Raw genomic sequence first — 23,459 nt, forward strand, 5'->3', positions numbered from 1 at the left:
TCTCGGACCTTGGGGAGAAATACCGTTGTTTCAGACAACCGTTGCCTCGATCCCTGCAATCCATCAGAGAATGAAGGTACAACCCGCCTTCGAGAGGCGCGCTCTATCTTCCGAGGCCGCTCAGATGAGTATCACTTCGCCGCAGCGGCTGTCTCAATCAAGCGAGCGACCGGCTCGGGGTTTGAAACCATCACCACATGGGACGCGCCCTTGACCACTTTCACCGCCTTGGCCTCGGCACGCTGGGCCATGAACGCCATGGCCTGCGGCGGGATGTTCTTGTCCTTGTCGCCATAGATGTACCAGGACGGAATGTGCTTCCAGGCGGGCGGCCCGGCCTGCTCGTTCAAAGCCGCTTCCGTGACCGGCCGTTGAGTCGCGGCCATCAGGGCCGCTTGTCCGGCGGGAACATCCGCGGCGAACTGGTCGTGGAACTTGGCTTGCTGGATGTACAAGTCCTTGCCGCCATCCGTCAGCGGGACAGGCGCGGCAAGGGTTGGGCCCAGGGTGCTGCCGGGGAATTTGCCGGCAAGTCCGGCGACGGTTTCCCCCGCCTCGGGGGCGAACGCGCTGACGTAGACCAGTGCCTTGACGTTGGCGTGGTCATTGGCCGCTTCGCTGATCACGTTGCCCCCGTAGGAATGACCGACCAGCACAACGGGAGACTTGATGCTGGTCAACAAGGCTGACACCGCCGCGCCATCGCTTTTCACGCTGCGCAGAGGGTTGGCCGCCGCCACCACCGTGTAGCCGTCTTTCTCGAGAATCCTGGCGACACCATTCCAGCTCGATGCATCGGCAAAGGCACCATGGACCAGGACCACGGTGGGTTTTTCAGTTTGTGCAAACGCGTTGGCACCGATGAACAGACCAGCGCTGCACGCCAGTACGGCAATGACTTTTTTCATTGAATACTCCTTGGGTTTTGAGTGTTAGCGCAGATGATCAGCGTCGATCACAGCCTGGGCGAAAGCCTGCGGCGCTTCTTGCGGCAAGTTGTGGCCGACACCGCCATCGATCAGGCGATGCTCGTATTGGCCAGTGAAACGCTTGGCATAGGCTTCGGCGGGGGGATGAGGAGCGCCATTGGCATCACCCTCCAAGGTGATGGTCGGCACGCTGATCGACGGGAACGTCGCCAGTTTCTTTTCCAGCGCGTCGTATTTGGCCTCGCCCTTGACCAGGCCCAGCCGCCAGCGATAGTTGAAGATTGAAACGGCGACATGATCGGGATTCTGCAAAGCGGCGGCGCTTCGGTCATACGTCGCGTCGTCGAAGTTCCACTTGGGCGACGCCAGCTGCCAGATCAGTTTGGCGAAGTCGTGGGTGTTTTTCTCGTAGCCGAGGCGACCACGCTCTGTCGCAAAGTAGAACTGATACCACCACTGCAGTTCGGCGGCCGGTGGCAGCGGTGTCTTGCCGGCCTCCTGGCTGCCGATCAGGTAGCCACTCACCGCCACCAGCGCCTTCACCCGCTCCGGCCAAAGGGCCGCGACAATGTCGGCGGTGCGTGCGCCCCAGTCATAACCGCCGAGCACGGCTTGCTTGATCTTCAGTGCGTCCATGAAATCAATCAGATCGCTTGCCAGTGCAGAAGGCTGGCCGTTGCGCAGGGTCTTGGCCGACAGGAAACGCGTATCGCCATAACCGCGGGCGTACGGGATCAGCACGCGATAGCCCTTCTCTGCCAGCGCTGGCGCCACATCCGCGTAGCTGTGAATGTCATAGGGCCAACCATGCAGCAGGATGACCACCGGCCCGTCGGCGGGACCGACCTCGGCATAGGAAACGTCCAGCAGGCCGGCCTTGACGTGCTTCAACGGGCCGAACGAGGTGTGACTACCCGGGGTAATGGCGCCGATGGTGCTGGCAGGTACATCGGCGGCGTTTGCCTGCGACGACGCGAAGCCCAAGGCGCCCAATTGCATTATCGCGAACACCAGGATGGCTGGGGTGAACAAACGAGTACGGCGCAGTGCGGATGGGTGGTTCAGAGTCGTGTCCATGTGAATCTCCCTTACGAATGGCGGGTGAGCGGCTCCCGGTCCGGAGCCGCCAGGAAAGGTTTAATGAGCGGTCTGGGCGACGGTGTTTTTCGCGGCGCTGCGCAATGGCCGGAATGCCTCGCGCAACTCTTCGCTGAACAATTGCGGCTGCTCCCAGGCAGCGAAATGGCCGCCCTTGCTGACTTCGTTGAAGTAGGACAGCGATGGATAGGCCCGCTGGGCCCAGGTTTTCGGGGCTTGGTAAATTTCGTGGGGGAACACGGTGATCGCCACCGGGACCTTGATGTCTGCGGTTTTTTGCGCCACCGCACTGAAGTTATTGTTGTTGTTCTCCCAATAGAAACGGGAGGACGATGCGCCGGTGTCGGTCAACCAATACAAGCTGATGTCGTCGAGCATTTCATCGCGGCTGAGCACACGTTCCGGCTTGCCGTCGCTGTCAGTCCAGGCGGCAAACTTTTCGTACATCCATGCCGCTGTGCCCGAGGGCGAATCCGCCAGCAGATAACCGATGGTCTGCGGCCGGGTCACCATCATCGCGCCGTAGGCTGCATTGCGGCCGAAGAAGGTGCTCAGCGAGTTGTAGGCAGTGCGTTCCGGACCGCTCAACCCCGCAGGTGCCGGTTCGCCGCTGTTGATCGGCTTCACCAGCTCCGGCGGCACGGTCGCCGGCATGTTCAAATGGATGCCCAGCAAACCGGGCGGCGCCAGGCGGCCCAGGGCGTCGGAGATGACCGACCCATGATCACCGCCCTGGGACACGTAATGGGTGTAGCCCAAGCGTTTCATCAGCACGTCCCAGGCCTTGGCCACGCGGTCCGGGCCCCAGCCCAACTCAGTTGGCTTGCCGGAAAAGCCGTGGCCGGGAATCGAGGGGATCACGACGTCGAAAGCGTCTTCGGCGCGACCGCCGTAAGCGGTCGGATCGGTCAGCGGGCCGATGGTCTTGAGAAACTCGAACTGCGAACCCGGCCAGCCATGGGTAAGGATCAGCGGCATGGCGTTGGGATGACGCGAACGCACATGAATGAACTGGATGTCGACACCATCGATCGTGGTGATGAATTCGGGCAATGCATTGAGCCTGGCCTCGGCCTTGCGCCAGTCATAACCGTTGCCCCAATACTTCACCAAGTCCTGTACCTGGGCCAGTTGCACGCCCTGGGAAACGTCGTTGACGGTTTCCTTGTCCGGCCAACGGGCGTCGGCAATGCGCTTGCGCAGTTCGGCCAGCTTCGCGTCATCGACATGGATGCGGTATGGACGGATGGCTTCGGATTGAGACGATTGAACCGTGCCGGATGGCGCGACGTCGACGGTGGCCGCCCAGGCCCCCGGGCTGGCAGCGAGCAGTGCGAGACTGAGCGCACTGCCCCAGGCGGTGTGAACCAGGCAACGGTGCCAGGCGCAAACGGATGAAATTGCAAGCATGATGACTCTCCTTGAGTGAGTGGCCCACGGACCTGGATCAATTGTCCTGAGCGCAGTCCTGAGCGACGGCGTTGTAGTCCAGTGCCTGGATCTGGCCGGCCGAGTCCAGGTAGGTCATGCGTGTCTCCACGACGCCGCAGCCCGAGCCTTGCTTGACCGAAAGCACCTTGGCGACATCCAGGTGGTCGCCATACATGTAGGTGTGAGGCTTGATGCTGCCTTGGGCATTGGCCGCGACAGCGCCAAGGCTCAGTGCGGCAAACAGGGACGCGATGCTGAGGTTTTTCCAGTTCATGACGTTATCTCCGACGTGGGGTGAGCCAGTGAGACGGCTTGGGCTGTCTCGGTGGGCTCATTTGACGTCGGCCAGGTATCGCGCATGTGTCAGCGACGGCCTTGAATGAAATCGTCCGTATCAACAATGGCCTTGGATACACAGAGATACATTCGTATCCGGAGGGCTCGCTGATTGCCTTACTTCACCGCCCGCCATCTGCTTCGTGCATGCAGGTACGCGGTCGTATCGCTGTAACCCAACTGAGCAGCGATCTGCGCCAGGGATTCGCCCTGCATTTCCAGGAGCAACTCCAGTTCGGCGCGAACCTGGTCGAGCAACTGCCTGAAGGTCGTGCCTTGTTCCTCAAGGCGCCTGCGCAGGGTCCTCGGCGTCTGGTGCAGTGCTTGCGCCAGATCGACCAGCGTTGGCGTTTCGCCTTTGGCCAGTGATCGCCGGACACCGTCGGCCAGCCTGGCCGACCAGCCGGTGAAACTGCGGTGCGCGGCAACCCGGCGGTCGAGTTCCTGGGTCAACAGTTCCAACATGCCGTGATGACGCGTCTGCATCGGCAGGCATGCGCTTGGGGCATCGAAATAGAAACGGTTGTCCGGGCAGTCGAACTCGATACGGTCTCCAAACCATTGGCTGTACTGTTGGTAATACGAGGGCCGCGAATGGGCGAATCTGGCGAGAGTCGGTCGTATGTCCTGTCCCGTTCCTCGCCGTAATTGCGTAACGGCCATCACGCCATAGTGCTCTACGACGTACCGCGCCAAATCCCCCGGTGCATCGACACTCAACTCGACGCCCAGACCGTTTTCGTCATTGAGCAAGCGCACCGTGTCCGTGTCCGAGGCAAGCGCGGCGTACCGCGCCCAAAGCTGCATGGACGACAACACGTCAGGACTGTACAGGCAAAGATAAGCCAGGACGTGCCAGTCCTGAGGCGTAAATAGCGCAAACAGTTTCAAGCCGATCGCCGGATCGACGCGCGCCGCTTCGCGCCAGAGCTGATCCAGCTCGATCAGGTTGTAGTCTTTTTGCCTCCCGCCAGCGTGACTGTCCAGGAAACGCTCCAGCACCTGGCCCAATTTGCCCCGGTGAAAGCGTTGGGGTGAACGATTGACCGCTTCTCGCTCGATTCTGTCCGTTTCGCGCATTGGGAGGGCTGACTCGCTGGCTTCTAATGAAATGGCATTGCCCGCTGGGGCCTTAATCGAGAGTGCCATGAATACAACAATGCTCGCCAATAATCCTTCTGCAGTCGTGGCCGGGATATTCCTCGCCTTCATTTTGCTGGAACTTGCTTGCTCGGCCTTGCGCCAGTCATCGGGCAGCAAGCGTGATGTACTGATTGAAGTCATCGGCTCCGGGATCCTGGTTGCAATCACCTTCCCCGCCGTCATGTGGCTGAGCGGCAAGTTGCTCAGCCTGGTTGCCCCACAGATGAAAGACGCGCTGGTGGCGATCCCCTGGGCCGCCGGGTTCGTGTTGTTCCTGTTGCTGGACGACATGACTCAATACTGGTGGCATCGCCTGACTCACCGGGTTCCCGCCCTCTATGCGTTGCATCGCGCCCATCATTCCGCGCCCTACATGAGCGTCCGGATCGTTTACCGCAACAACAGTTTTTATTACCTGCTCATGCCCGGGATCTGGCTGTCCGGCATGCTGATCTACCTGGGCCTCGCGCCGGTCTACTACGTTTACCTGATCATCAAGATGACTGTTATTTTCGCGGCGCACAGCAGTGTTGCATGGGATAACAGGCTTTATGGGGTTCGTGGTTTGCGGCCTGTGGTCTGGCTTCTGGAGCGGATAATTTCCACCCCGTCCACCCACTCTGCCCACCATGGCTTGACGGCCGAGGACGGTGTCACCCATTACAAAGGCAACTTCGGCAACCTGTTGTTTCTATGGGATGTGCTGTTCGGGACGGCAAAGATCACGCGCCGACGCCCGCCAGCCTACGGAATCGAGCACCTGTCACCGATCAGTTGGCAAGAGGAATTGTTCTGGCCTGTCGTGCGCTCACGCCGTACCGCGCCCAAGGCCAGCGCACAACCGGAGGTGACGCAATGAGCCGCCACATCGTTGTGCTGTCGGGTTCCAACCGCGAGGACAGTCAGTCGCTGAAAGTGGCGCGTTATCTGCGCCAGCGACTGACGGATCTCAACCTGTGCGACGCCAGCGACTTGATTGACCTGGCCGCCTGCCGCCTGCCGCTTTGGCCGGAAAAAGACCGCGATGAGGTGTGGCTTGCCCAACAATCGATCCTTGCCAAAGCGACAGCACTGATCGTGATCAGCCCGGAGTGGAATGGCATGGCCTGCCCCGCGCTGAAGAACTTCTTCCTCTATGCGGGGATCAATGAGCTCGGGCACAAACCCGCGCTGTTGGTGGGCGTCTCGGCTGGACTTGGCGGCGCCTATCCCATCGCCGAGCTGCGTGCGTCGAGCTACAAGAATTGCCGGATCACGTATTTGCCGGAACATCTGATCATTCGGCAGGTGGAGTCGATGCTCAACGACCAGGAACCGGCCCACGAAGACGACAATCGCATTCGGGGGCGTGCTGATTGGGCGTTGTGCATGCTCTGCCAGTACGAAGTTGCGTTTCGCGAGATACGGCTGGCCCTAGAACATCCTCCGGCGTTTGCTACCGGTATGTAGGCGCGGTCGTCACTGCAGATCCTGCCGCTCAGACCGTCCCGGCTTTGCCATGAAACGCTTGCCCCAACACCGCCAACCGCTCTGCCAACGGTGGCAGGCACTGGCTGCTGCGAGTCAGGATGCCAATGTTGTCGGCATTGCGCTCAGCCACGGCCTGGACAGTTTGCAAACGCTCATTGATGCCCATTGATACCTTGGATTGTTCCTGGGTGGTAGTGGCGATCAGGTCGTTGAAATGGTTGATCACTGCGATGTCTTCCACCACGGCGTGGAGCAGTTGCGAAGCGAGTTGGCTGGCGGACACGCAGCGCGCCACCCCATCGCGGCTGTCTTGCATGGCGACAGCGGCCTGGCGGCTGCCCTGCTGCAGCTTGGCGATGATCTGCTGGATTTCCGTGGTGGACGTCGAGGTCTTTTGGGACAGGGTCCGGACTTCGTCGGCTACCACCGCAAAACCACGGCCCTGCTCGCCGGCCCGAGCGGCTTCGATGGCCGCGTTGAGGGCCAGCAGATTGGTTTGTTCGGCGATGCCATTGATCACATCCAGCACCTGGCCGATCTGCTGTGCCTGTTCGGCCAGGACTTGCACGGTTTCGTTGGTCAGGTTGATGCGCCCGGCCAGTTCGACGATCTCTTCTCGGGTCTGGTCAACCGTGCTGCGCCCGCGGTTGACCTGTTCGTTGGCCTGGCCGGCGCGCTGCAAGGTCTGGTCGACATGGCCGGCAATGTTCTCCATGGCCTGGACCAGATGGCTGATCGCTCCGCTCATCTGCGCCACTTCATCGAGTTGGTGGCGGGCGCCGGTTTCCAGGGTCTGGCCGACTTGGGACAGGTCCTGGCCCAGGTCCGAGAGATTTCGGGTATCGCGTACCACGCCGTCCACCAGTTGGGTGATCTGCTGGAGGAAATGATCGAAACGCTCGCTCGACGAGACCTTGGCGCCCTCGCTGCGCTGCCTGCCAGCGTCGTTGCTCAATTGCGCGGCCGCCACCAGAACCTTATCGAGCACATCCTGGTTTTCCGTGGCGTCGGCCAGGCTCTGGTTCGCCAGGTAAATGAGGATCACACTTTCCACCACCACGTAGAACGCGTGGAGAAAGATCATCGACCAGCCACCGTGGGCATCCATCACGAATACCGGATAACCCTGGTGTTGGAGCCAGTGAAAACCGAGGTGATGAACCGCAATGGTGGCGGCGGCCACGACAATCGGCAGCCAGTCACGGTAGAACGTCAACACGGCCAGCAGCACGAAGATCCCGAAGTGGAACTCGATCACGCCCCGGGTCTGGTTGATGTGCAATGCCGCCATGACCATCAACGCCACCGCGATAATGCAACGCATGGCCCGAGTGCCCGCCAGGACGCGATAAAGCACGGTGCTTGCTACGCAGGTTGTCGCCCCGACCAGCAACGCCTGGGTAAACGTCGAGTGCAGGAATGCCAGGCTCAGGGAATACAACAACGTGAGCCAAAGCAGCCCCAACATGATGCGATCGGCTTTACGGTGGTGATCGTTAAAGCGCACGGGCGATGTCATGGGGTCGTCCTTTTCAAAGGCCTGGAGGGTCCGTTACCAATGCCGTTCACGTCTTGGCGGCGTTTCGACAGTGAACTGTAACTGATTATCATCAGTTAGTGGCACTACGCCACCAAGCTTTTCTCGCTGGCCTTTGCTTTATGATGTTCGCCATCTCATGACTGACTGATGGAACCCCCATGACTTTCGATTTCGACACGGTATTGGAGCGCCACGGCACCGGCAGTACCAAATGGAGCCGCTACCCGGCCGATGTGTTGCCGATGTGGGTCGCTGATATGGACTTCTCCGCCCCGTCCGTGATCATCGACGCGCTGCACAAGCGCCTGGAACATCCGATGCTGGGCTACAGCGTGGCCCAGGACGATCTGCGTGCCGCCATCGTGGCCGACCTGTGGAGCAAGTACGCCTGGCGCGTCGAGCCCCAGCAGATTGTGTTCCTGCCGGGTGTCGAACCGGGCTTCAACATGGCGCTGCATGCCTTGGTAGAACCCCAGCAGAATGTCGTGGTGCAGGTGCCCAACTACCCGCCGCTGCGCAACGCAGCGGGTAACTGGCAGTTGAACAAAGTGGAATTGCCATTCAACCCGGTCAACGGTGAATTCCACACGCCATTGGCGGCATTGCGCGACGCATTGCAGGGCGGCGGCGCGCTGTTGCTGAGCAATCCCCATAACCCGCTGGGCAAGGTGTTTGACCGCCAGGAACTCAAGGCCGTGGCAGACATTTGCCTGGAGCAGGACGCCTGGATCATCTCCGACGAAATCCATGCCGAACTGTGCTTCGACGGCCGTGTGCACATTCCAACCGCGTCCCTCAGCCCGGAAATTGCCGAGCGCACCATCACCCTGATGTCCGCCAGCAAGGCCTTCAATATAGCCGGGTTGAAAACCTCGTTCGCCATTATCCAGAACGCCAAGCTGCGCGAACGGGTCAACAGCGCCCGGGCTGGCATGGTCGACAGCGTCAATGCCCTGGGCCTTGAAGCGACCCGTGCGGCCTATAGCGAGGCCGGCCCGTGGCTAGAGGCCTTGAAGGTGTATCTGCAAGCCAACCGCGATTACCTGGTCGAAGCGGTGAACTCTCGCCTGCCGGGCATCACCATGACCGTGCCCCAGGGCACTTACCTGGCTTGGCTGGATTGTTCCGGGTTGGGACTGGATGACCCGCAGGGCTTCTTCCTGAAAGAAGCCAAGGTGGGGCTGAGTGCCGGCCTGGATTTTGGTGACGATGCCGGTCAGTTCGTGCGTTTGAACTTCGGCTGCCCGCGGACGCTGCTGGAGGAAGGGATTGCGCGGATGGAGCGTAGCCTGAAAGCCAGGGGCTGATCCAACAGGCGACAACAATCCATTGTGGCGAGGGGATTTATCCCCTCGTCACAACCGTTACTCATGCATATCCGGCGCATGGACAAAGCACAGCTTGTTCCCTTCCGGATCGCGGCAATAGGCCCCGAAATAACCTTCGCAATACTGCGGCCTCGGGCCGGGTGGGCCTTCGTCGGAGCCGCCCATGGCAATCGCCTGCTCCCAGGCAGCACGCACGGTTTGCGGGGAGTCAGCGGCGAAGCTCACTTGCATGCCATTGCCCCAGGTGGCGGGCAGGCCGTTGAAAGGCAACTGGACGAAAACCTGTGGCCAATGCTTGCCGGGGCGCTGCCACCCCTCCCCCGGCGGGCCCGAGTCGTGTTCACCTTCGATACGCTCCAGCCCCAGGCAGCCGAGGACGGCATCATAGAAAGCGACCATTTTCGGCAGGTCGCGCGCACCGATCTGTATGTGGCTGAACATTGTCCTGCTCCTTATCGAAACCAGTCCTTCCATTGAAGAATACAGCTTCATCCGACGCTCGTCACAGCGCTCGATTCACCGACGAAACGCCCGGTATCACGCTCATCGACTGGCAATAAAATCCGACCGAACTCTGCCCGAAACCCCGCAGTCCACCCTCCATCGCAACCAAGCCTGGAGAACGACAATGGTCGAATACCCTTTCCCACCTTTCCCGAAACAAAGGCAGCCGGTGCCTGGCAGCCAACGGAAAATGGATCCCTACCCGGACTGCGGCGAACAGAGCTACACCGGCTCCGGACGACTGGCGAACAAAATCGCCCTGATCACCGGCGCCGACAGTGGCATCGGTCGCGCCGTCGCCATTGCCTTTGCCCGTGAAGGCGCGGACGTGGCGATTGCCTATCTGGACGAGCATGAAGACGCCAAGGAAACCGCGCGCTGGGTCGAGCAGGCCGGGCGCCAATGCCTGTTGCTGCCCGGGGACCTGGCGAACAAAGACCAGTGCCGCAAAATCGTCGATGAAACCGTCGCCCGCTTCGGGCATATCGACGTTCTGGTCAACAATGCCGCGTTCCAGATGACCCATGAAAGTCTTGAGGAAATATCCGACGAAGAATGGGTGCGTACGTTCGATATCAACATCACGGCGATGTTCAGGATCTGCCAGGCCGCCGTGCCGCACATGAAGCCGGGTGGCTCGATCATCAACACCAGTTCGGTCAACTCCGACATGCCCAAGCCGACGCTGCTGGCGTATGCCACCACCAAGGGCGCTATCGCCAACTTCACCGGCGGCCTGGCACAAATGCTCGGCCCCAAGGGCATCCGTGTGAACAGCGTGGCACCAGGACCGATCTGGACGCCGCTGATCGTAGCGACCATGCCCGAGAAAGAGGTACAGAATTTCGGCTCCCAGACCCCGCTCGGCCGCCCCGGCCAACCGGTTGAAGTGGCGCCGATCTATGTGCTGCTCGCCTCGGACGAAGCCAGCTACATCTCCGGGGAGCGCTATGGGATTACCGGGGGTAAGCCGATACTTTGAGCCAGGCGCAACATTTTTTCGATCGTTCCCACGCTCCTGCGTGGGAATGCCGCCAGGGACGCTCCGCGTTCCGTTTCTGAAGTGTGACGCAGAGCGTCACGGGATGCATTCCCACGCGGAGCGGGGGAACGATCAGCATCTATCCCTACCGACGCTCACCGGCCACAGCCCGCTGGTGAAAGACCGGCAATTGCTGCAACGCGTATTGCGCTGCCCACAGTTGCACCTGGCCGCGACTGCCAAAGAACCGTTCGCAGCGGCTGAACAGCGCTCGCTGGCCGTTCAGATCGAACGCCCAGGCAAAACACACGGTGCCGGCAGGTATGCCGTCCTTGTCATCTGGTCCGAGCAGCCCGGTGGTCGCCACTGCGACATTGGCATTGGCGTCGCGCAAGGCGCCAAGGGCCATCTCCTCGGCCACTTCACGACTGGTCAGATTGAAGGTATCGATGGTGCGTGGACTGACACCGAGCAGACGCTGCTTGGCTTCAGGGGAATACACCACATAACCGCTTTCGATCAGTGAACCACTGCCCGGCACCTCGGCCAACAACGTAACGATCTGCCCGGCGGTACAGGACTCGGCCGTGGTCAGGCGCAGGTCATGCTCTCGTAGATAATCGACCAGGATTTTGGCTGCAGTCATGGCAAAGGGTCCTTCAGGGATGCTGATGGGTTGACTCTTGCCGTAGTGATTCATTCCCTTTATCGCCCCGTCGTCCGGCGCCAACAAATAAATGAAACCCCGGTCTTTTGCTGCACCTCAAACCTATAAGGGCCTCATGCAGAGGCCATCCTGATCAGGAGGTCGTCATGTCTGCACCTTTCGTCAAACTGTTCACGCACCCTGATTTCGCCTGGACAGACATTCGCGAGCAGGAACAGGCTCATCCGCGCCATTACCTGGCTCATCTGCTATTGCTAGCCTTGATTCCGGCGGTGTGCCTGTTCATCGGCACCACCTGGACTGGTTGGAGCCTGGTCGAAAACGAGACGGTACGGCTCAGCCGCGCCAGCGCATTTCAATTGTGCGTGCTGCTGTACCTGACCATCGTGGTCGGCGTCGCGCTGATGGGACTGTTCATTCGCTGGATGTCCCGCTCCTTCGACGTCCGTCCGACGGTCAACCAATGCATCGGCTTCGCCGCCTACACGGCGACGCCATACTTCCTGGCCGGGATTTTCGGGCTCTACCCGAATCGCTGGCTGGCGGTGGCCGTCTTGTTGCTGGCCTCGGCCTACTCGACATTCCTGCTATTCGTCGGATTGCCCAAGTTCATGAGCCTCAGGAAAGAACAGGGCCTGCTCTACTCGACGAGTGTCTGGGGCGTCGGCTTGCTGGTCCTGGTGACAATCCTGGTGGAAATGATCCTGCTATGGTTCAACTACCTGCAGCCGGAATATCTGCGAGTGCCGGTGGGCTGAAGGTGATACTGCACCCGCCAATGACGGCGGCGTTGCAGTGCTCATCGCGAGTAAGCTCGCTCCCACATGGGTTTACGGGTATTCGCAGTATCTGGACACACCAAAAAACCTGTGGGAGCGAGCTTGCTCGCGATGAGGCCGGCACATCCAAACATCACCGCAAACTGACACTCCGCCATCGCGAGCAAGCTCGCTCCCACAGGAAAGACGCGGTCTCCACCAAGAATCGGGTCGGCTGTTAGGCCGCCTCGTGGAGGACGTTGATCTCGGCACCCCGTTAAGCGGAACCATAAGTAGCCGTTACCGCAGCAATGGATCCACACCCCCTATAAAACACACTACTTATCCGTCTCCCTCATACCAATACGCCTACGCATCTCAGCCGTAATGCTCTGCCGAGTCCGCTTAAGCCCCGCCCAAGGCTCATGCCCAACTTCCGCCAGACGCTCATGAACATTGTGCACATTCCACAAATTCGCCCCCTTGAGCTCGGCCACCTCCTCGCGAAAAACAGGCACCGAAACCGGCAACCCTTCCCGGGTCCGGGCGGCGTAAGCGCAAATGGTGGTAGCGCCCAACCCATTGCGCAGGTAATCGATGAAAATCCGCCCTACCCGATTCTTCGGCCCGGACACCGCCGAAAAACGGTCCGGCAGCAGCTTGGCCATGTGACTGACAATCGCATGGCTGAACCCCTTGACCTCGTCCCAACCCAGCTTGCGCGTCAGCGGCACCACCACATGGATGCCCTTGCCTCCGCTGGTCTTGAGGAACGCCTTGAGCCCCAGCTCATCGAGCACCGATAACGTGAGCTGCGTCGCCTCGACCATGCTTTTCCAGGGCAGCGCCGGGTCCGGGTCAAGGTCGAGAACGAAGCGGTCAGGCTTGTCCAGATCGACCGAGGTGGCGTTCCAGGTGTGCAGCTCCACCGTGCTCATCTGCACCGCGCCGATCAGCGCTTCGGCGTTGTTGATGATCATCACCGGCTGCCCGGTCAGCGCCTTGTCCAGACTGGTGATACCGGGAATCGCCAGGCGCTCGGCGTTCTTCTGGAAGAACAGTTCCCCGGCGATGCCATCCGGCGCCCTGACCAAGGCCACCGGGCGATCCGCCAGTTCTGGCAGGATGAATTCGGCCACGCTGGCGTAGTACTCGGCCAGTTGCAGCTTGGTGGTGCCGCTGCTGGCGTCAATGACCCGCTCCGGATGAGTGATGCGGACCTTGCCGTCCAAGGCCGGTGCCTTGGCCTTGCTCTTGGTTTTGGCCGGTGTCGCGCCAGGCTCATGCTTGGCTTTGGTTTTTTTTGCCGCAGCGGTTTTTTTCACGGGCTTGACCAGCTCCTGGGTAATGTCCTTGGCCGGCTTGTCGTTGCGCAAGCCATGGAAGACCGCATGGCGCACCGAGCCGTCCTTGGTCATTTCGGCAAAGGCCACTTCGGCCAACAGCGTCGGTTCGAGCCAGTGCACGCCCTTGGCTTCGTAACCGCTGGGCGGGTTGACCACGGCGGCCTTTTTGGTCTCCAGGGGCAGCAGTTGCTGGTAGATGCTTTTAAGGGTGGTTTCGTTGAACCCGGTGCCGACCTTGCCGGCATAGCGTAACTGGCCGCTGTCAGCGTCATGCAGCCCCAGCAGCAAGGCACCGAAGGCGCTGCGAGCGCCCTTGGGATCGCTGAAGCCCACCACCACGAACTCCTGGCGATTCTTGCACTTGAGCTTGATCCAGTCGTTGCTGCGCCTGGACACATAGGCACTGCCGATGCGCTTGCCGATCAACCCTTCCATCTGCATCTGGCAGGCGCTGTTGAGCAGCGCTTCGGGAGTTTCTTCGAAAGCATCGGAAAATCGCAGCAAGGGGCTTTCATTGGGCTCCAGCACTGCGGCCAATGCCGTCCGGCGTTCTTGCACTGGCACTTTGCGCAAATCCATGCCATTGAGGTACGGCATGTCGAACAGGTAATAGGCGATCTTGCCACTGCTGCCGGCCTCGAAGGCATTCTGCAAGGCCTGGAAGTCCGGCACGCCCTGGTCGTTGGCAACCACCATCTCGCCGTCGAGCCAGGCCGATTCCAAGCCCAGCTCAGCCAAGGCTTCGGCCTGTCTTGGCAATTTGTGGGTCCAATCATGGCCGTTGCGGGTCAGCAGCCTTACGTCGCCGTGTTCGATGCGCGCCATGACCCGGTAACCGTCGAACTTGATTTCATAGAGCCACTCGCCGTCGGGCGCGCTTTCCACCAGTGTTGCCAGTTCCGGCTTGAGGGTGTCCGGCAACGGTCCGGCGACCGCGCCGCTGAGGGTGGTTTTCGCGGCGCCTCTTGGCGATTTCGCCTGCACGGCCTTTTCCGGTTGTTTCACCGCTTTGGCTGCAGCGGCCTTGCCGCGGCGCTTGGGCACCAGGGTGCGATCGCTGAGCACGCTGTTCGGTTCGGCCTGGACCACGTCGTATTCACTCTCGGGGCGGGCGGCCTGGTCCTGATGCTTGATCAGGAACCACTGCTCCTGCTTGCCAGGCATGTGGGTGCGCACCAGGTTCCACAGGCCGCTGAGCTTTTCGCCTTGCAGTTCGAACTTGAGCCGGCCCTTTTCATAGGCCTCATGGGGATCATCCTGGGGAATCCAGACACCCCGGTCCCAGACGATAACGTCACCGGCGCCGTAATGGCCCTCGGGGATGTTGCCTTCGAACGTGGCGTAATCCAGCGGATGGTCTTCGACATGCACCGCCAGGCGCTTGGCTTTCGGGTCCAGGGAGGGGCCTTTGGGCACCGCCCAGCTCTTGAGCGCACCGTCCAGCTCCAGCCGAAAATCGTAATGCAGCCGCGAGGCGTCGTGTTTTTGAATACAGAACTGCAAGGCATGGGCAGTCTTCGCCGATTTGCGCGAGCGCTTCGCCGCCGGCTCCGGGGTGGCGGCAAAGTCGCGCATGCGGTTGTAGTCATCCAGGGTCTTGCTGCTCATGGCCCACCTGCCACCTGTTGCAACGCCGGATCGGCGACCGGCAGCCCGGCGGTTTCCGCGAGCAATTGATCGACCACGCGGCTCAAGGCCTGTTCGACGGAATCGCCCAGCAGCAGCCCCTGTTCGAAGAGGACGATTTGCCGGTCGGCGCTGGTGCCTTCCTGCACCATGCGGCGCACCTGCTTGAATACGTCCTGGACACCCAACTCTGCTGCGGTCTCACCGAAGGTTTGCTCGGCCAGGGTCAGCCATTCACCGATCAACATCGGCTGCTCCTGCCCCTCGACGATAAACTCCGCGAGAATCCCGTGACGCTTGGCCCGCCAGCGATTCTCCTTGAGCACCCACTGGGACATCTGGCTGTAGTTGGCGCCAGGCCGGCGCTGCGCCACGGCATGGGCCACCATCAGGCGAAACAGCGAGACCAGACAGAGGACGTCGTCGACCCGAGGACAGGCATCACAAATGCGCAGTTCCAGCGTGGGATAACGTGAGGAAGGCCGTATCACCCACCAGCAATCGCTGGGTTGGCGAATGGACCCGGTACGCATGAGCATGTCGACGTAGCTGGCGAACGTCGACTCGTCTTCGAAATACTCCGGCACGCCCATGCGTGGCCATTCATCGCAGGCCACTTGCCGGTAGCTGCTGAAGCCGCTGTAGGCACCGTTCCAGAACGGCGATGACGCGCTCAGGGCCAGGAACATCGGCAGCCAGGGCAGGATCTCATTCATGACTCGCACCCGATCCTGGGTGGCCGGGACTTCCACATGGACATGCAGGCCCGACAGCACGCTGCGCCGCGCCACCCGCTGGTAATCATCGAACAGTTGCTGGAAATGCAGCTCGTCGGTCGGTTGCAGCACTGGGGTGGCCATCGGGTGTGAACCGGCGCTGAGCAGGCCCAGGCCATACGGCGCCAACCGCTGGTTCAAGCCCGTACGCACCTGGCTCAGGTAGTCGGCAGCCTCTGACAGGCTGCGAAAGATGGGCGATGCCATCTCGACCTGGCACAAGAACATTTCATGGGCGAAATGCTTGCCCAGCTCGGCCTGGCACGCGGCGACAGCCTCCGCGGGTGGCTCGCCGGGCATGTGACGGGTTTGCAGATCGGTGATGAAGTACTCCTCTTCAATGCCGAATTTCATGCGCCTGTTCATCGATAATCCCTCCGATAACCCCGCCAATACCTGCGCCAATGCGGGTTACAACCAACGCCACCACGGCGATCCTTTCCACGTCCTGATAACCCGGCGTCAGCAATTCCTCACCAAACACGTCGGGGTCCAATTCCTTGTAGGTCCAGCCGAAATCCGTCGAGTCACGCCATTGACCCAGCGCTTCCAGGAACGGGTCGCGCCCATCCACCATCGCCACGCCGGTGTAAAGCACCAACGAGCCGCCCGGGGCCAGCCGGGGCAAGGCCTGTTCGACGATACGCAACGACAACCCGGCGCCTAGTGCGCCGCCGCCATGGCGATAGGCGCGCTCGGATGGATCAGCCATGTACGGCGGGTTGGCGACGATCAGGTCGAAGTTGCCTGGCACGTCCTGCAGCACGTCGCTGCGAGCGACCTCGACATTGCCCACCTCGGCCAGCGCGGCGTTCACAGCGCTCAGGCGCAAGGCTTGCGGGTTGATGTCCACCGCCAGTACTTGTGCTTCACGCCGGGCGCGGGCAATCACGATCGCACCGACGCCCGCACCACAACCGATGTCCACGGCGCGATGCACCGCCGTGAAGTTCTGTTGCAGATGAGTATGGATCAGTTGGGCAAAGCGGTAGCTGTCAGGGCCGAAAAACACCGCATCGGTGGCCTGGGTGGGGAACTGCGAATGAGCGAACAGCAAGCCATCCAGGCTCGACCAGCGCACCCGGCTACGCAACAGGCCGTCGTGTGCTTCCAGCACCTGGGCGTCTTGCAGTTGCCGCTGTTCATCGGTGCTGATCAGCCCCGGCGCAAACGGCCGTGACCAGCCGAACACGTCCCGCATGGTCTTGGCGCGCTCATTGCCGGGACGCTGGTTGACCCGCTCGTGGGTCAACGGCGTCGGGGTAATGAAACGGTAGCCGTCGGCTTGCAGGCGCCGGCCCAGTTGCAGCAGCGCAAGGTCCGTCTCGGACAGGCGTTCTTCCTCATTCATGCAGGGCTCCCTAGCGAAGTGCGGATTTGAGTTCGATGAAGCGGCGAGTCGCCAACAGCCCCGCCGGATGGCTATGACGCCGAGCACAGAGCCAGGGCATCAGGACCTGCATCTGCTCGTTGGGCGCCCGGCCTTGCAGTGCCTGTTGCAAGCTTTGTACATCGGGATCATCCATCGGTGTCGTTGGCTCGCAAGCCGCAACCGGACCGCGCCGGACGCCGGACCTTGTGCCCTCGTCCAGCCAGTCACCGGCTATCCAATCGTGCAGCAGCTGTTTTTCGTAAGGGCTGAACACCCCGAACATGGCTGCGCCAGCCCCGTTGATCAGCTTCCAGAAGCGGCTGTTCTGCGGGTCTTCATGGCGTTTGATCCAGCCTTTGTTCTGCATTGCCGCCAAGAACCCTTCCAACTGGCCTGGCGCCGAGAGCCACTGGTTGACGGTCTTGCCTTCGAACTTGCAGTAATCGGAATGCATGTGCTGGCCGAACGGGCGTTTGCGTTCAAGCATGTCCAGCACTTCGCGATCCAGGTCGAACGAGCCGATGATGTCCCGGCTGCCCTGCCCCAGGTCATTGAGGCGATAGCCCAACGTGACCCGGTGCCAGAAAGCGTCACGGTCGGCTTCCATCGGCATCAGCTGCAGCAGCGCTTGCACGGCCTTATGGGCGTGGCCGGTGCTGGCGTTGTCGATGGTGACATGAAGGGTGAAATAGTACGGATCGATGTCCAGTTCGCTCAGCTCATAGGCGCTGATCAGCAGATGCAGGGGCAATTGCTCATAGCCCAGGTTGTAGCCGATGACCTCTGGCAGGTATTCGTCGCTGGCGTAACCCAAGGCGAGCTGCACGGCGCCTTGCAGATAAAGGTCGTCATCGATGTCCGGGGCATCCGACAGGTCGTGTTCGGCGAGCAACTTGCGATAGAGCACCACATGGTTCTGCGCGGGATGACCGTCCCCCAGTTCTTCCAGGTAGGTGCACAGCAACCCTTCGAAACGGTGGTCGTGCCAGTGCTTGACCACGCCATACAGCCAGGCACCGTCCACCCGTTTGGTCGGTGCCACCGCCTGCAGGAAGTACAGGGCGTGGGCCTTGCCGCTGAAGAACTCGCGCGCGCCGCCATTTTTGCGCCGCTCCAGGTAGTCAGCGTATTGCCGGGCCACGCCGGCACTGTGCTGCTCGACCCAGGCCTGCAGCGCCGTGGGGTCATCGGGCATCTCCTGGGGAAGCGCCGCAGCCTTTGCGATGCATTCCTGGAGGAACGCTTGGGCGACGGCTTGCTTGTCAGCGTCGTCGGGGCCCTGGAACAGTTGTTCATAACATTGGCGCACGTGCCCGTCAGGCGTAACGGGGTGCACGGTAGCCGGCCGGGATTGAAGGGGTGTCAGCGCAGTCATAAGGGCCTCTTGGGTTCTCGGCGGACGCTGAATCAACACGTCTCTTCTGTTGCAGAGCGCCGGCAACGACGAAAAATTCCGTTGGGTTGAAAGGCCGGCGGATAAACGGGTTGTCCGTTCACGAGGGGAACCCTCGTTTCGCTCCAGCCCTCGAATGAGGACAAGTGCGCTAATACCAGCAAGTGAACACCCTTGTGGCGAGGGGTTTTATCTGTGGGAGCAAGGCTTGCCCGCGATAAAAACAACGCGGTCTCTCTGGAACCGAGGCGCCTGCATCGCGAGCAAGCTTTGCTCCCACAGCGGGGCGGTGCGACGTTTCGCTAAATCCCCTCGCCACAGTATTGTGCTTGGCGGTCGTACAGGGTGTTGCGACTGACTCCCTTGCTATCCAAGGAGCAACGATGACTTTCACGGTATGGGTAGCGGTGCTCGGTGCGGTGTTGCTGACCCTGGCCCTGACCTCCTCCTATCTGCGCTGGATGCCGGTCACCACCTCGGCGATGTGCCTGGTGCTGGGCGTCGCCATCGGGCCGATGGGATTGGACGTGCTGAAGCTGGACATCAGCGACTCCTCGGTCTGGATGGAGCACCTCACGGAAGTCGCGGTGGTGTTTTCGTTGTTCGTCAGCGGCCTCAAGTTGCGTTTGCCCCTCAACAACCGTGCCTGGCGCGTGGCCTTTGGGCTGGCCGGGCCGGTGATGATCCTGTGCATCGCCGGCCTGTGCCTGGCATTGCATTATCTGTTCGGGCTCAGTTGGGGCGTGTCGATGCTGATCGGCGCGATGCTGGCACCTACCGATCCGGTGCTGGCGGCGCTGGTGCAGGTCAACGACGCGCGGGATGACGACCGGGTGCGTTTCGGCCTGTCGGGCGAAGCGGGACTGAACGACGGGACGGCGTTTCCCTTTGTGATCTTCGGCCTGTTGATGCTGCGCGACGACGGCAGCGGTTTTCTCGGTGAGTGGCTGCTGCGTAACGTCCTGTGGGCGGTGCCGGCCGGTTTGCTGGTCGGCTACTGGATGGGCCGCGGGATTGGCAAGCTGACCTTGTCGATGCGCATCAAGAATGCCGACAGCACGCTGTCGCCCAATGACTACCTGGCCCTGGCGCTGATTGCCTTGGCCTACGTCGTGGCCGAATGGATCCAGGGCTACGGCTTTCTCTCAGTGTTCGCCGCCGGCCTGGGGCTGCGCCAGGCCGAGGTCAAGTCCACCGATGAAGCGGCGCCGCCGGCAGAGCACTTGGTGCAACCGGTGGTGGGCCACGAAACCGTCGATCCCCAGCAGGCTGTCCTGGGCGATACCGAGTCGCTGGACGATGGTCAATTGGCCGCTGGGGTCATGATGAGCGACATGCTCGCATTCGGCAGCCTGGTGGAGCGATCGATGGAAGTGTTCCTGGTCACCCTGCTCGGCGTCGTGCTGGCCAACCATTGGGACTGGCGGGCCTTGGCGATCGGTGCCCTGCTGTTTGCCGTCATCCGCCCGCTAAGCGTCCTGGCGATGCCCTGGGGGCGATTGCTCGACGGACCGCAGCGGCTGCTGATCGGCTGGTTTGGTATCCGCGGGATTGGCAGCCTGTTTTATCTGTTTTTTGCCTTGAACCATGACCTGCAGCCGGAGGTGGCGCAACTGTGCATCAACCTCACCCTGTCGGTGGTGGCGTTGAGCATTCTGGTCCATGGTGTCACGACCCAACCGACCCTGGCATGGTATGAGCGCCGCAAGCATTCAGGCTGAGACGAGCGCGTCTCAACCGCCAGGATCGCCCATCTGGATATAGACCGAATACACCCCCAGCAACACCCAGAAGGTGGCGAAGATCCATGGCGTACGCACCGAGAACAGCAGCGACTTGCGGTAGCCTTTGTGCGTCGATTCCCGCTCGCTGAACAGCGGCGACTCGTCGTAGGCCAGGCCCATCAAGGGTTCGGCGCGCAATAACTCGCTCTGTTTGAAATGCCAATGATCGATGATCTCGTAGGCCGCCTTGATGCCCGGCCAGGCATTGAGTGAGCTCAAGAAGCCCAGCAAGGCCAGGAATGGCGGCACGATCAGCGTGAACAACTTGCCCCATTCCGGGTTCAAGTTGGCCATGCATGAGGCAAAGGCGATCACCAGGAAAGATTGCGCGGCGAGGTAAGCATCGGTTCGGTTGGCCAGAATGCTGGTCTCGTACTGGATCTCCCGGCGATAGAAATCCAGTCGTTCCTTGGGCGAGCCGAACAGTTTGGCGTTGTGTTCCGTCAGTTCTTCTTCCGGGGTTGGCCCGGTGAGTATTCTGGGCATTGCGCAGGCTGAGCCTCGATGATGATTCGGACTCATTAGAAGAACCCGGCACACGGCAAGTTCAAGCCAATGGACCGCAGGGGCATCAAGCGCCCGAGGAAACACTCCCTGACCGCCAAGGTCTCTAGTTCATATGGGCAAGAGGACGCTTGTGTGGATTATCTTGGATGGGTGCAATGGCCAGCGATGCTCGTCACGGTGCTGGCCGCCTGGTTGATCGGCTCACGTCAACCGCGACGCCGGGTGGCGGGATTCAGTTGTTTTATTGCCAGCAATATTCTGTGGGTGATCTGGGGGCTTCATACCCACGCGTATGCATTGATCGTGTTGCAGTTTTGCCTGTGTGCGATGAATTTGCGTGGGTTCAAGAAGAATACCGAATAGGCGGCTGCTCCCTCACCAAAGGAGGCGGACGTTGCGCTCCTGGCTATTTCATCGTCTGCCCAATGATCTGCACCAGGTCAATCTGCTTGAACGGCTTGATCAACCGAGGCAATTGCGTGGCGAAACCTTCCAGGCGTTCGGCATAACCGGTGGCCAGGATGATGGGCAAGGTCGGTTGGCGGTCGCGCAACAGTTTCGCCAGCTGCGCACCGTCCATCTGCGGCATGGCCATGTCGGTGATCACCAGGTCGATGTCCGGGTTGCGCTCATGCAACTCCAGCGCCTGGGCGCCCGAGGCTGCGCAAAGGACCCGGTGTCCGAGGTCTTCGATCAGCAGGCGCGTGCTGGTCAGCACCAGGCTGTCATCATCGACCACCAGCACTTTCAACTCGTCGACCGGCTGTGTTGCTTCCTGGATCGACGCTTTACCCGGTGCCGGGTTGTTCGCCACCGGTAGCCACAACTGCGCGGTGGTACCGACACCTTTCTGGCTCCTGAGCGTCAGACGTCCCCCCAACTGCTCCGCCAGGCCATGCACCATGGACAACCCCAGGCCCGTGCCCTTGCCAACGCCCTTGGTGGTGAAAAACGGGTCCACGGCCGAGGCCAGCGTGGCTTCATCCATGCCCTCGCCTTCATCGGTAATCGCCAGGCAAATGTAGCGCCCGGGAGCCATCGGCTTGTCCGGGGCCGCATCACACCCTTGCCGCTCATCGGCAGTAATCATGAGCTGGCCGCCATGGGGCATGGCGTCCCGGGCGTTGGTCGCCAGGTTGAGAATCGCCAGTTCCAGTTGGTTGACATCGGCCAGCACCGGCGACAGCGCCTCGGCGAAACGGGTCTGGATGTGTATCGACGGGCCCAGGGAGCTTTGCAGCAGGCCGCTGATACCCTGCACCAGGGCCGACAGCTCGACCGATTCGTAGGTCAGTTTTTGCCGGCGGGCAAACGCCAGCATGCGCTGGGTCAGCGAAACCCCGCGCAGCGCGCCCTGGGTCGCGTTGTCCAGCAATTGAGTGAGTTTCGGCTCGTTGGGCATGCGCTTGCGCACGATCTCCAGGTTGCCAAGGATGACCGTCAACAGGTTGTTGAAATCATGGGCGATGCCGCCGGTGAGCTGGCCGATGGCTTGCAGTTTCTGGGATTGGAACAGCGCCTCGCGGGCCTGTTCGAGGGCCTGCTGGGCCTGGGTGGCATCGGTAATGTCGCGGGTGATCTTGGCAAAGCCCAACAGCGTGCCGGTGTCGCTGCGAATCGCATCGATGACGACGTGGGCCATGAAGCGCGTGCCATCCTTGCGCATGCGCCAGCCCTTCTTCTCGAAACGCCCTTCGCTGGCGGCGATGCTCAACGCGCGCTGCGGTTCGCCGGTATCGCGATCTTCGGGGGTGTAGAACATCGAGAAATGCTGGCCGATGGCTTCGGCCGGTAGGTAACCCTTGATCCGCTGCGCCCCCAGGTTCCAGTTGGTGACCTGGCCTTGCGGGTCGAGCATGTAGATGGCGTAATCGGTGACGCTTTGCACCAGCAGGCGGAACTGCTGCTCGCTTTGCTTGAGGGTTTCCTCGGCCATCTTGCGATCGGTCAGGTCGCGGGTGATCTTGGCGAAACCAAGCAAGGTGCCGCTCTGGCTGTCGATGATCGGATCGATCACCACATGGGACCAGAACAGCGTACCGTCCTTGCGCACCCGCCAACCCTCACCTTCAAAGCGCCCCTCCTGCACAGCCGTGTCCAGCGCCCGTTGCGGCAGGCCGGCGGCGCGGTCCTGATCGGTATAGAAACGGGAGAAATGCTGGCCCAGGATCTCGGACTCCGCGTAGCCCTTGAAACGCCTGGCGCCAGAGTTCCAGCTGGTGATGATGCCCGATGGGTCGGTCATGTAGATGGCGTAGTCGACCACAGCGTCGATGAGCAGGCGAAAACGCTGTTCCTCGTTCATGAGTGGGGTCTTGGGGGCGTTCTCAAGCATCTGGCCGGGGCATCCGTGTGGACTTTTGCGGAGTATGGAACAAGTCTGGCGCCAGGAAAAATTATTGAGCTTTGGGAGCGCAATACTCAGGTCTCCCAGGCTATTCACAAACCCAAGCCCTGATGGATTCCCCT

Annotated in this window: 21 protein-coding genes; 7 read left to right on the plus strand and 14 right to left on the minus strand. The window is 61.1% G+C overall.

What is annotated here, in order from left to right:
• Window positions 1-131: 131 nt before the first annotated feature.
• From AB4O09_RS15975 to AB4O09_RS15995, 5 genes are all read right to left on the minus strand, one after another.
• On the minus strand, window positions 132-908 hold the full coding sequence (locus tag AB4O09_RS15975; RefSeq protein WP_003201829.1) for an alpha/beta fold hydrolase: 777 nt from the start codon (window positions 906-908) through the stop codon (window positions 132-134).
• 24 nt (window positions 909-932) lie between these two features.
• Complete coding sequence (locus tag AB4O09_RS15980) at window positions 933-2,006, minus strand: alpha/beta fold hydrolase (protein ID WP_003201825.1); 1,074 nt, start codon at window positions 2,004-2,006, stop codon at window positions 933-935.
• Window positions 2,007-2,066: 60 nt separating this feature from the next.
• Window positions 2,067-3,437 (minus strand): epoxide hydrolase family protein, encoded by a 1,371-nt coding sequence (locus AB4O09_RS15985; RefSeq protein WP_003201823.1) that lies wholly within the window; start codon window positions 3,435-3,437, stop codon window positions 2,067-2,069.
• Between the two features lie 37 nt (window positions 3,438-3,474).
• Window positions 3,475-3,732 carry a DUF2790 domain-containing protein gene (locus AB4O09_RS15990; protein ID WP_003201821.1) on the minus strand — a complete coding sequence of 86 codons (258 nt, stop codon included), beginning with the start codon at window positions 3,730-3,732 and terminating at the stop codon, window positions 3,475-3,477.
• Window positions 3,733-3,911: 179 nt separating this feature from the next.
• Entirely contained in the window at window positions 3,912-4,874 is a 963-nt protein-coding gene (locus AB4O09_RS15995; protein WP_028236883.1) for an AraC family transcriptional regulator ligand-binding domain-containing protein, read from the minus strand.
• A 67-nt stretch (window positions 4,875-4,941) separates the two neighbouring features.
• Between AB4O09_RS15995 and AB4O09_RS16000 the strand changes: the two genes are divergently transcribed.
• Together AB4O09_RS16000 and AB4O09_RS16005 are read left to right on the plus strand one after the other, a co-directional pair.
• Window positions 4,942-5,796 carry a sterol desaturase family protein gene (locus AB4O09_RS16000; protein WP_038858995.1) on the plus strand — a complete coding sequence of 285 codons (855 nt, stop codon included), beginning with the start codon at window positions 4,942-4,944 and terminating at the stop codon, window positions 5,794-5,796.
• Window positions 5,793-6,386: an NADPH-dependent FMN reductase gene (locus AB4O09_RS16005; protein WP_460107195.1), complete on the plus strand. Its 594-nt coding sequence runs from the start codon at window positions 5,793-5,795 to the stop codon at window positions 6,384-6,386. Before AB4O09_RS16000 ends, AB4O09_RS16005 begins: the two co-directional genes overlap by 4 nt.
• A 28-nt stretch (window positions 6,387-6,414) precedes the next feature.
• Here AB4O09_RS16005 and AB4O09_RS16010 read toward each other — a convergent pair whose 3' ends face one another.
• Window positions 6,415-7,926, minus strand: a complete 1,512-nt coding sequence (locus AB4O09_RS16010; protein ID WP_003201815.1) for a methyl-accepting chemotaxis protein — start codon at window positions 7,924-7,926, stop codon at window positions 6,415-6,417.
• A 179-nt stretch (window positions 7,927-8,105) separates the two neighbouring features.
• Here AB4O09_RS16010 and AB4O09_RS16015 point away from each other — a divergent pair, with 179 nt between their 5' ends.
• Window positions 8,106-9,254, plus strand: coding sequence for a MalY/PatB family protein (locus AB4O09_RS16015; protein ID WP_003201813.1), 1,149 nt, complete (start codon window positions 8,106-8,108; stop codon window positions 9,252-9,254).
• A 57-nt stretch (window positions 9,255-9,311) separates the two neighbouring features.
• On the opposite strand, the gene AB4O09_RS16020 is transcribed toward AB4O09_RS16015, so the two are convergent.
• On the minus strand, window positions 9,312-9,716 hold the full coding sequence (locus tag AB4O09_RS16020; RefSeq protein WP_003201811.1) for a VOC family protein: 405 nt from the start codon (window positions 9,714-9,716) through the stop codon (window positions 9,312-9,314).
• Between the two features lie 187 nt (window positions 9,717-9,903).
• On the opposite strand from AB4O09_RS16020, the gene AB4O09_RS16025 reads away from it, so the two are divergent.
• Window positions 9,904-10,761 carry an SDR family oxidoreductase gene (locus AB4O09_RS16025; RefSeq protein WP_460107198.1) on the plus strand — a complete coding sequence of 286 codons (858 nt, stop codon included), beginning with the start codon at window positions 9,904-9,906 and terminating at the stop codon, window positions 10,759-10,761.
• 145 nt (window positions 10,762-10,906) lie between these two features.
• Here the strand turns inward: AB4O09_RS16025 and AB4O09_RS16030 are convergent, their stop codons facing one another.
• A complete protein-coding gene (locus AB4O09_RS16030; protein WP_003201806.1) occupies window positions 10,907-11,407 on the minus strand; it encodes a CinA family protein in 501 nt (166 codons plus the stop codon).
• A gap of 167 nt (window positions 11,408-11,574) precedes the next feature.
• On the opposite strand from AB4O09_RS16030, the gene AB4O09_RS16035 reads away from it, so the two are divergent.
• On the plus strand, window positions 11,575-12,186 hold the full coding sequence (locus AB4O09_RS16035) for a Yip1 family protein (protein ID WP_003201804.1): 612 nt from the start codon (window positions 11,575-11,577) through the stop codon (window positions 12,184-12,186).
• Between the two features lie 338 nt (window positions 12,187-12,524).
• Here the strand turns inward: AB4O09_RS16035 and ligD are convergent, their stop codons facing one another.
• The 4 genes from ligD to AB4O09_RS16055 are packed head-to-tail and all read right to left on the minus strand — an operon-like array spanning window position 12,525 to window position 18,681.
• Window positions 12,525-15,140 (minus strand): DNA ligase D, encoded by a 2,616-nt coding sequence (gene ligD, locus AB4O09_RS16040; protein ID WP_100263750.1) that lies wholly within the window; start codon window positions 15,138-15,140, stop codon window positions 12,525-12,527.
• The gene (locus AB4O09_RS16045) at window positions 15,137-16,300 is read right to left on the minus strand and encodes a carboxylate-amine ligase (RefSeq protein ID WP_013693345.1); all 1,164 of its coding nucleotides are present in this window, start codon (window positions 16,298-16,300) and stop codon (window positions 15,137-15,139) included. The genes ligD and AB4O09_RS16045 overlap by 4 nt, the downstream gene beginning before the upstream one ends.
• Window positions 16,272-17,285: a methyltransferase gene (locus tag AB4O09_RS16050; protein ID WP_003201800.1), complete on the minus strand. Its 1,014-nt coding sequence runs from the start codon at window positions 17,283-17,285 to the stop codon at window positions 16,272-16,274. Before AB4O09_RS16050 ends, AB4O09_RS16045 begins: the two co-directional genes overlap by 29 nt.
• Before the next feature lie 10 nt (window positions 17,286-17,295).
• A complete protein-coding gene (locus AB4O09_RS16055) occupies window positions 17,296-18,681 on the minus strand; it encodes an iron-containing redox enzyme family protein (protein ID WP_027913053.1) in 1,386 nt (461 codons plus the stop codon).
• A gap of 401 nt (window positions 18,682-19,082) precedes the next feature.
• Here AB4O09_RS16055 and AB4O09_RS16060 point away from each other — a divergent pair, with 401 nt between their 5' ends.
• Window positions 19,083-20,420 carry a cation:proton antiporter gene (locus AB4O09_RS16060; protein ID WP_003201797.1) on the plus strand — a complete coding sequence of 446 codons (1,338 nt, stop codon included), beginning with the start codon at window positions 19,083-19,085 and terminating at the stop codon, window positions 20,418-20,420.
• 12 nt (window positions 20,421-20,432) lie between these two features.
• Here AB4O09_RS16060 and AB4O09_RS16065 read toward each other — a convergent pair whose 3' ends face one another.
• Window positions 20,433-20,969, minus strand: a complete 537-nt coding sequence (locus tag AB4O09_RS16065) for a hypothetical protein (protein WP_003201795.1) — start codon at window positions 20,967-20,969, stop codon at window positions 20,433-20,435.
• A gap of 153 nt (window positions 20,970-21,122) precedes the next feature.
• Between AB4O09_RS16065 and AB4O09_RS16070 the strand changes: the two genes are divergently transcribed.
• Complete coding sequence (locus AB4O09_RS16070) at window positions 21,123-21,353, plus strand: hypothetical protein (protein ID WP_003201793.1); 231 nt, start codon at window positions 21,123-21,125, stop codon at window positions 21,351-21,353.
• 43 nt (window positions 21,354-21,396) lie between these two features.
• On the opposite strand, the gene AB4O09_RS16075 is transcribed toward AB4O09_RS16070, so the two are convergent.
• The gene (locus tag AB4O09_RS16075) at window positions 21,397-23,325 is read right to left on the minus strand and encodes a hybrid sensor histidine kinase/response regulator (RefSeq protein WP_003201791.1); all 1,929 of its coding nucleotides are present in this window, start codon (window positions 23,323-23,325) and stop codon (window positions 21,397-21,399) included.
• Between the last annotated feature and the right edge of the window lie 134 nt (window positions 23,326-23,459).

Source organism: Pseudomonas sp. H1_F01 (assembly GCF_054681425.1).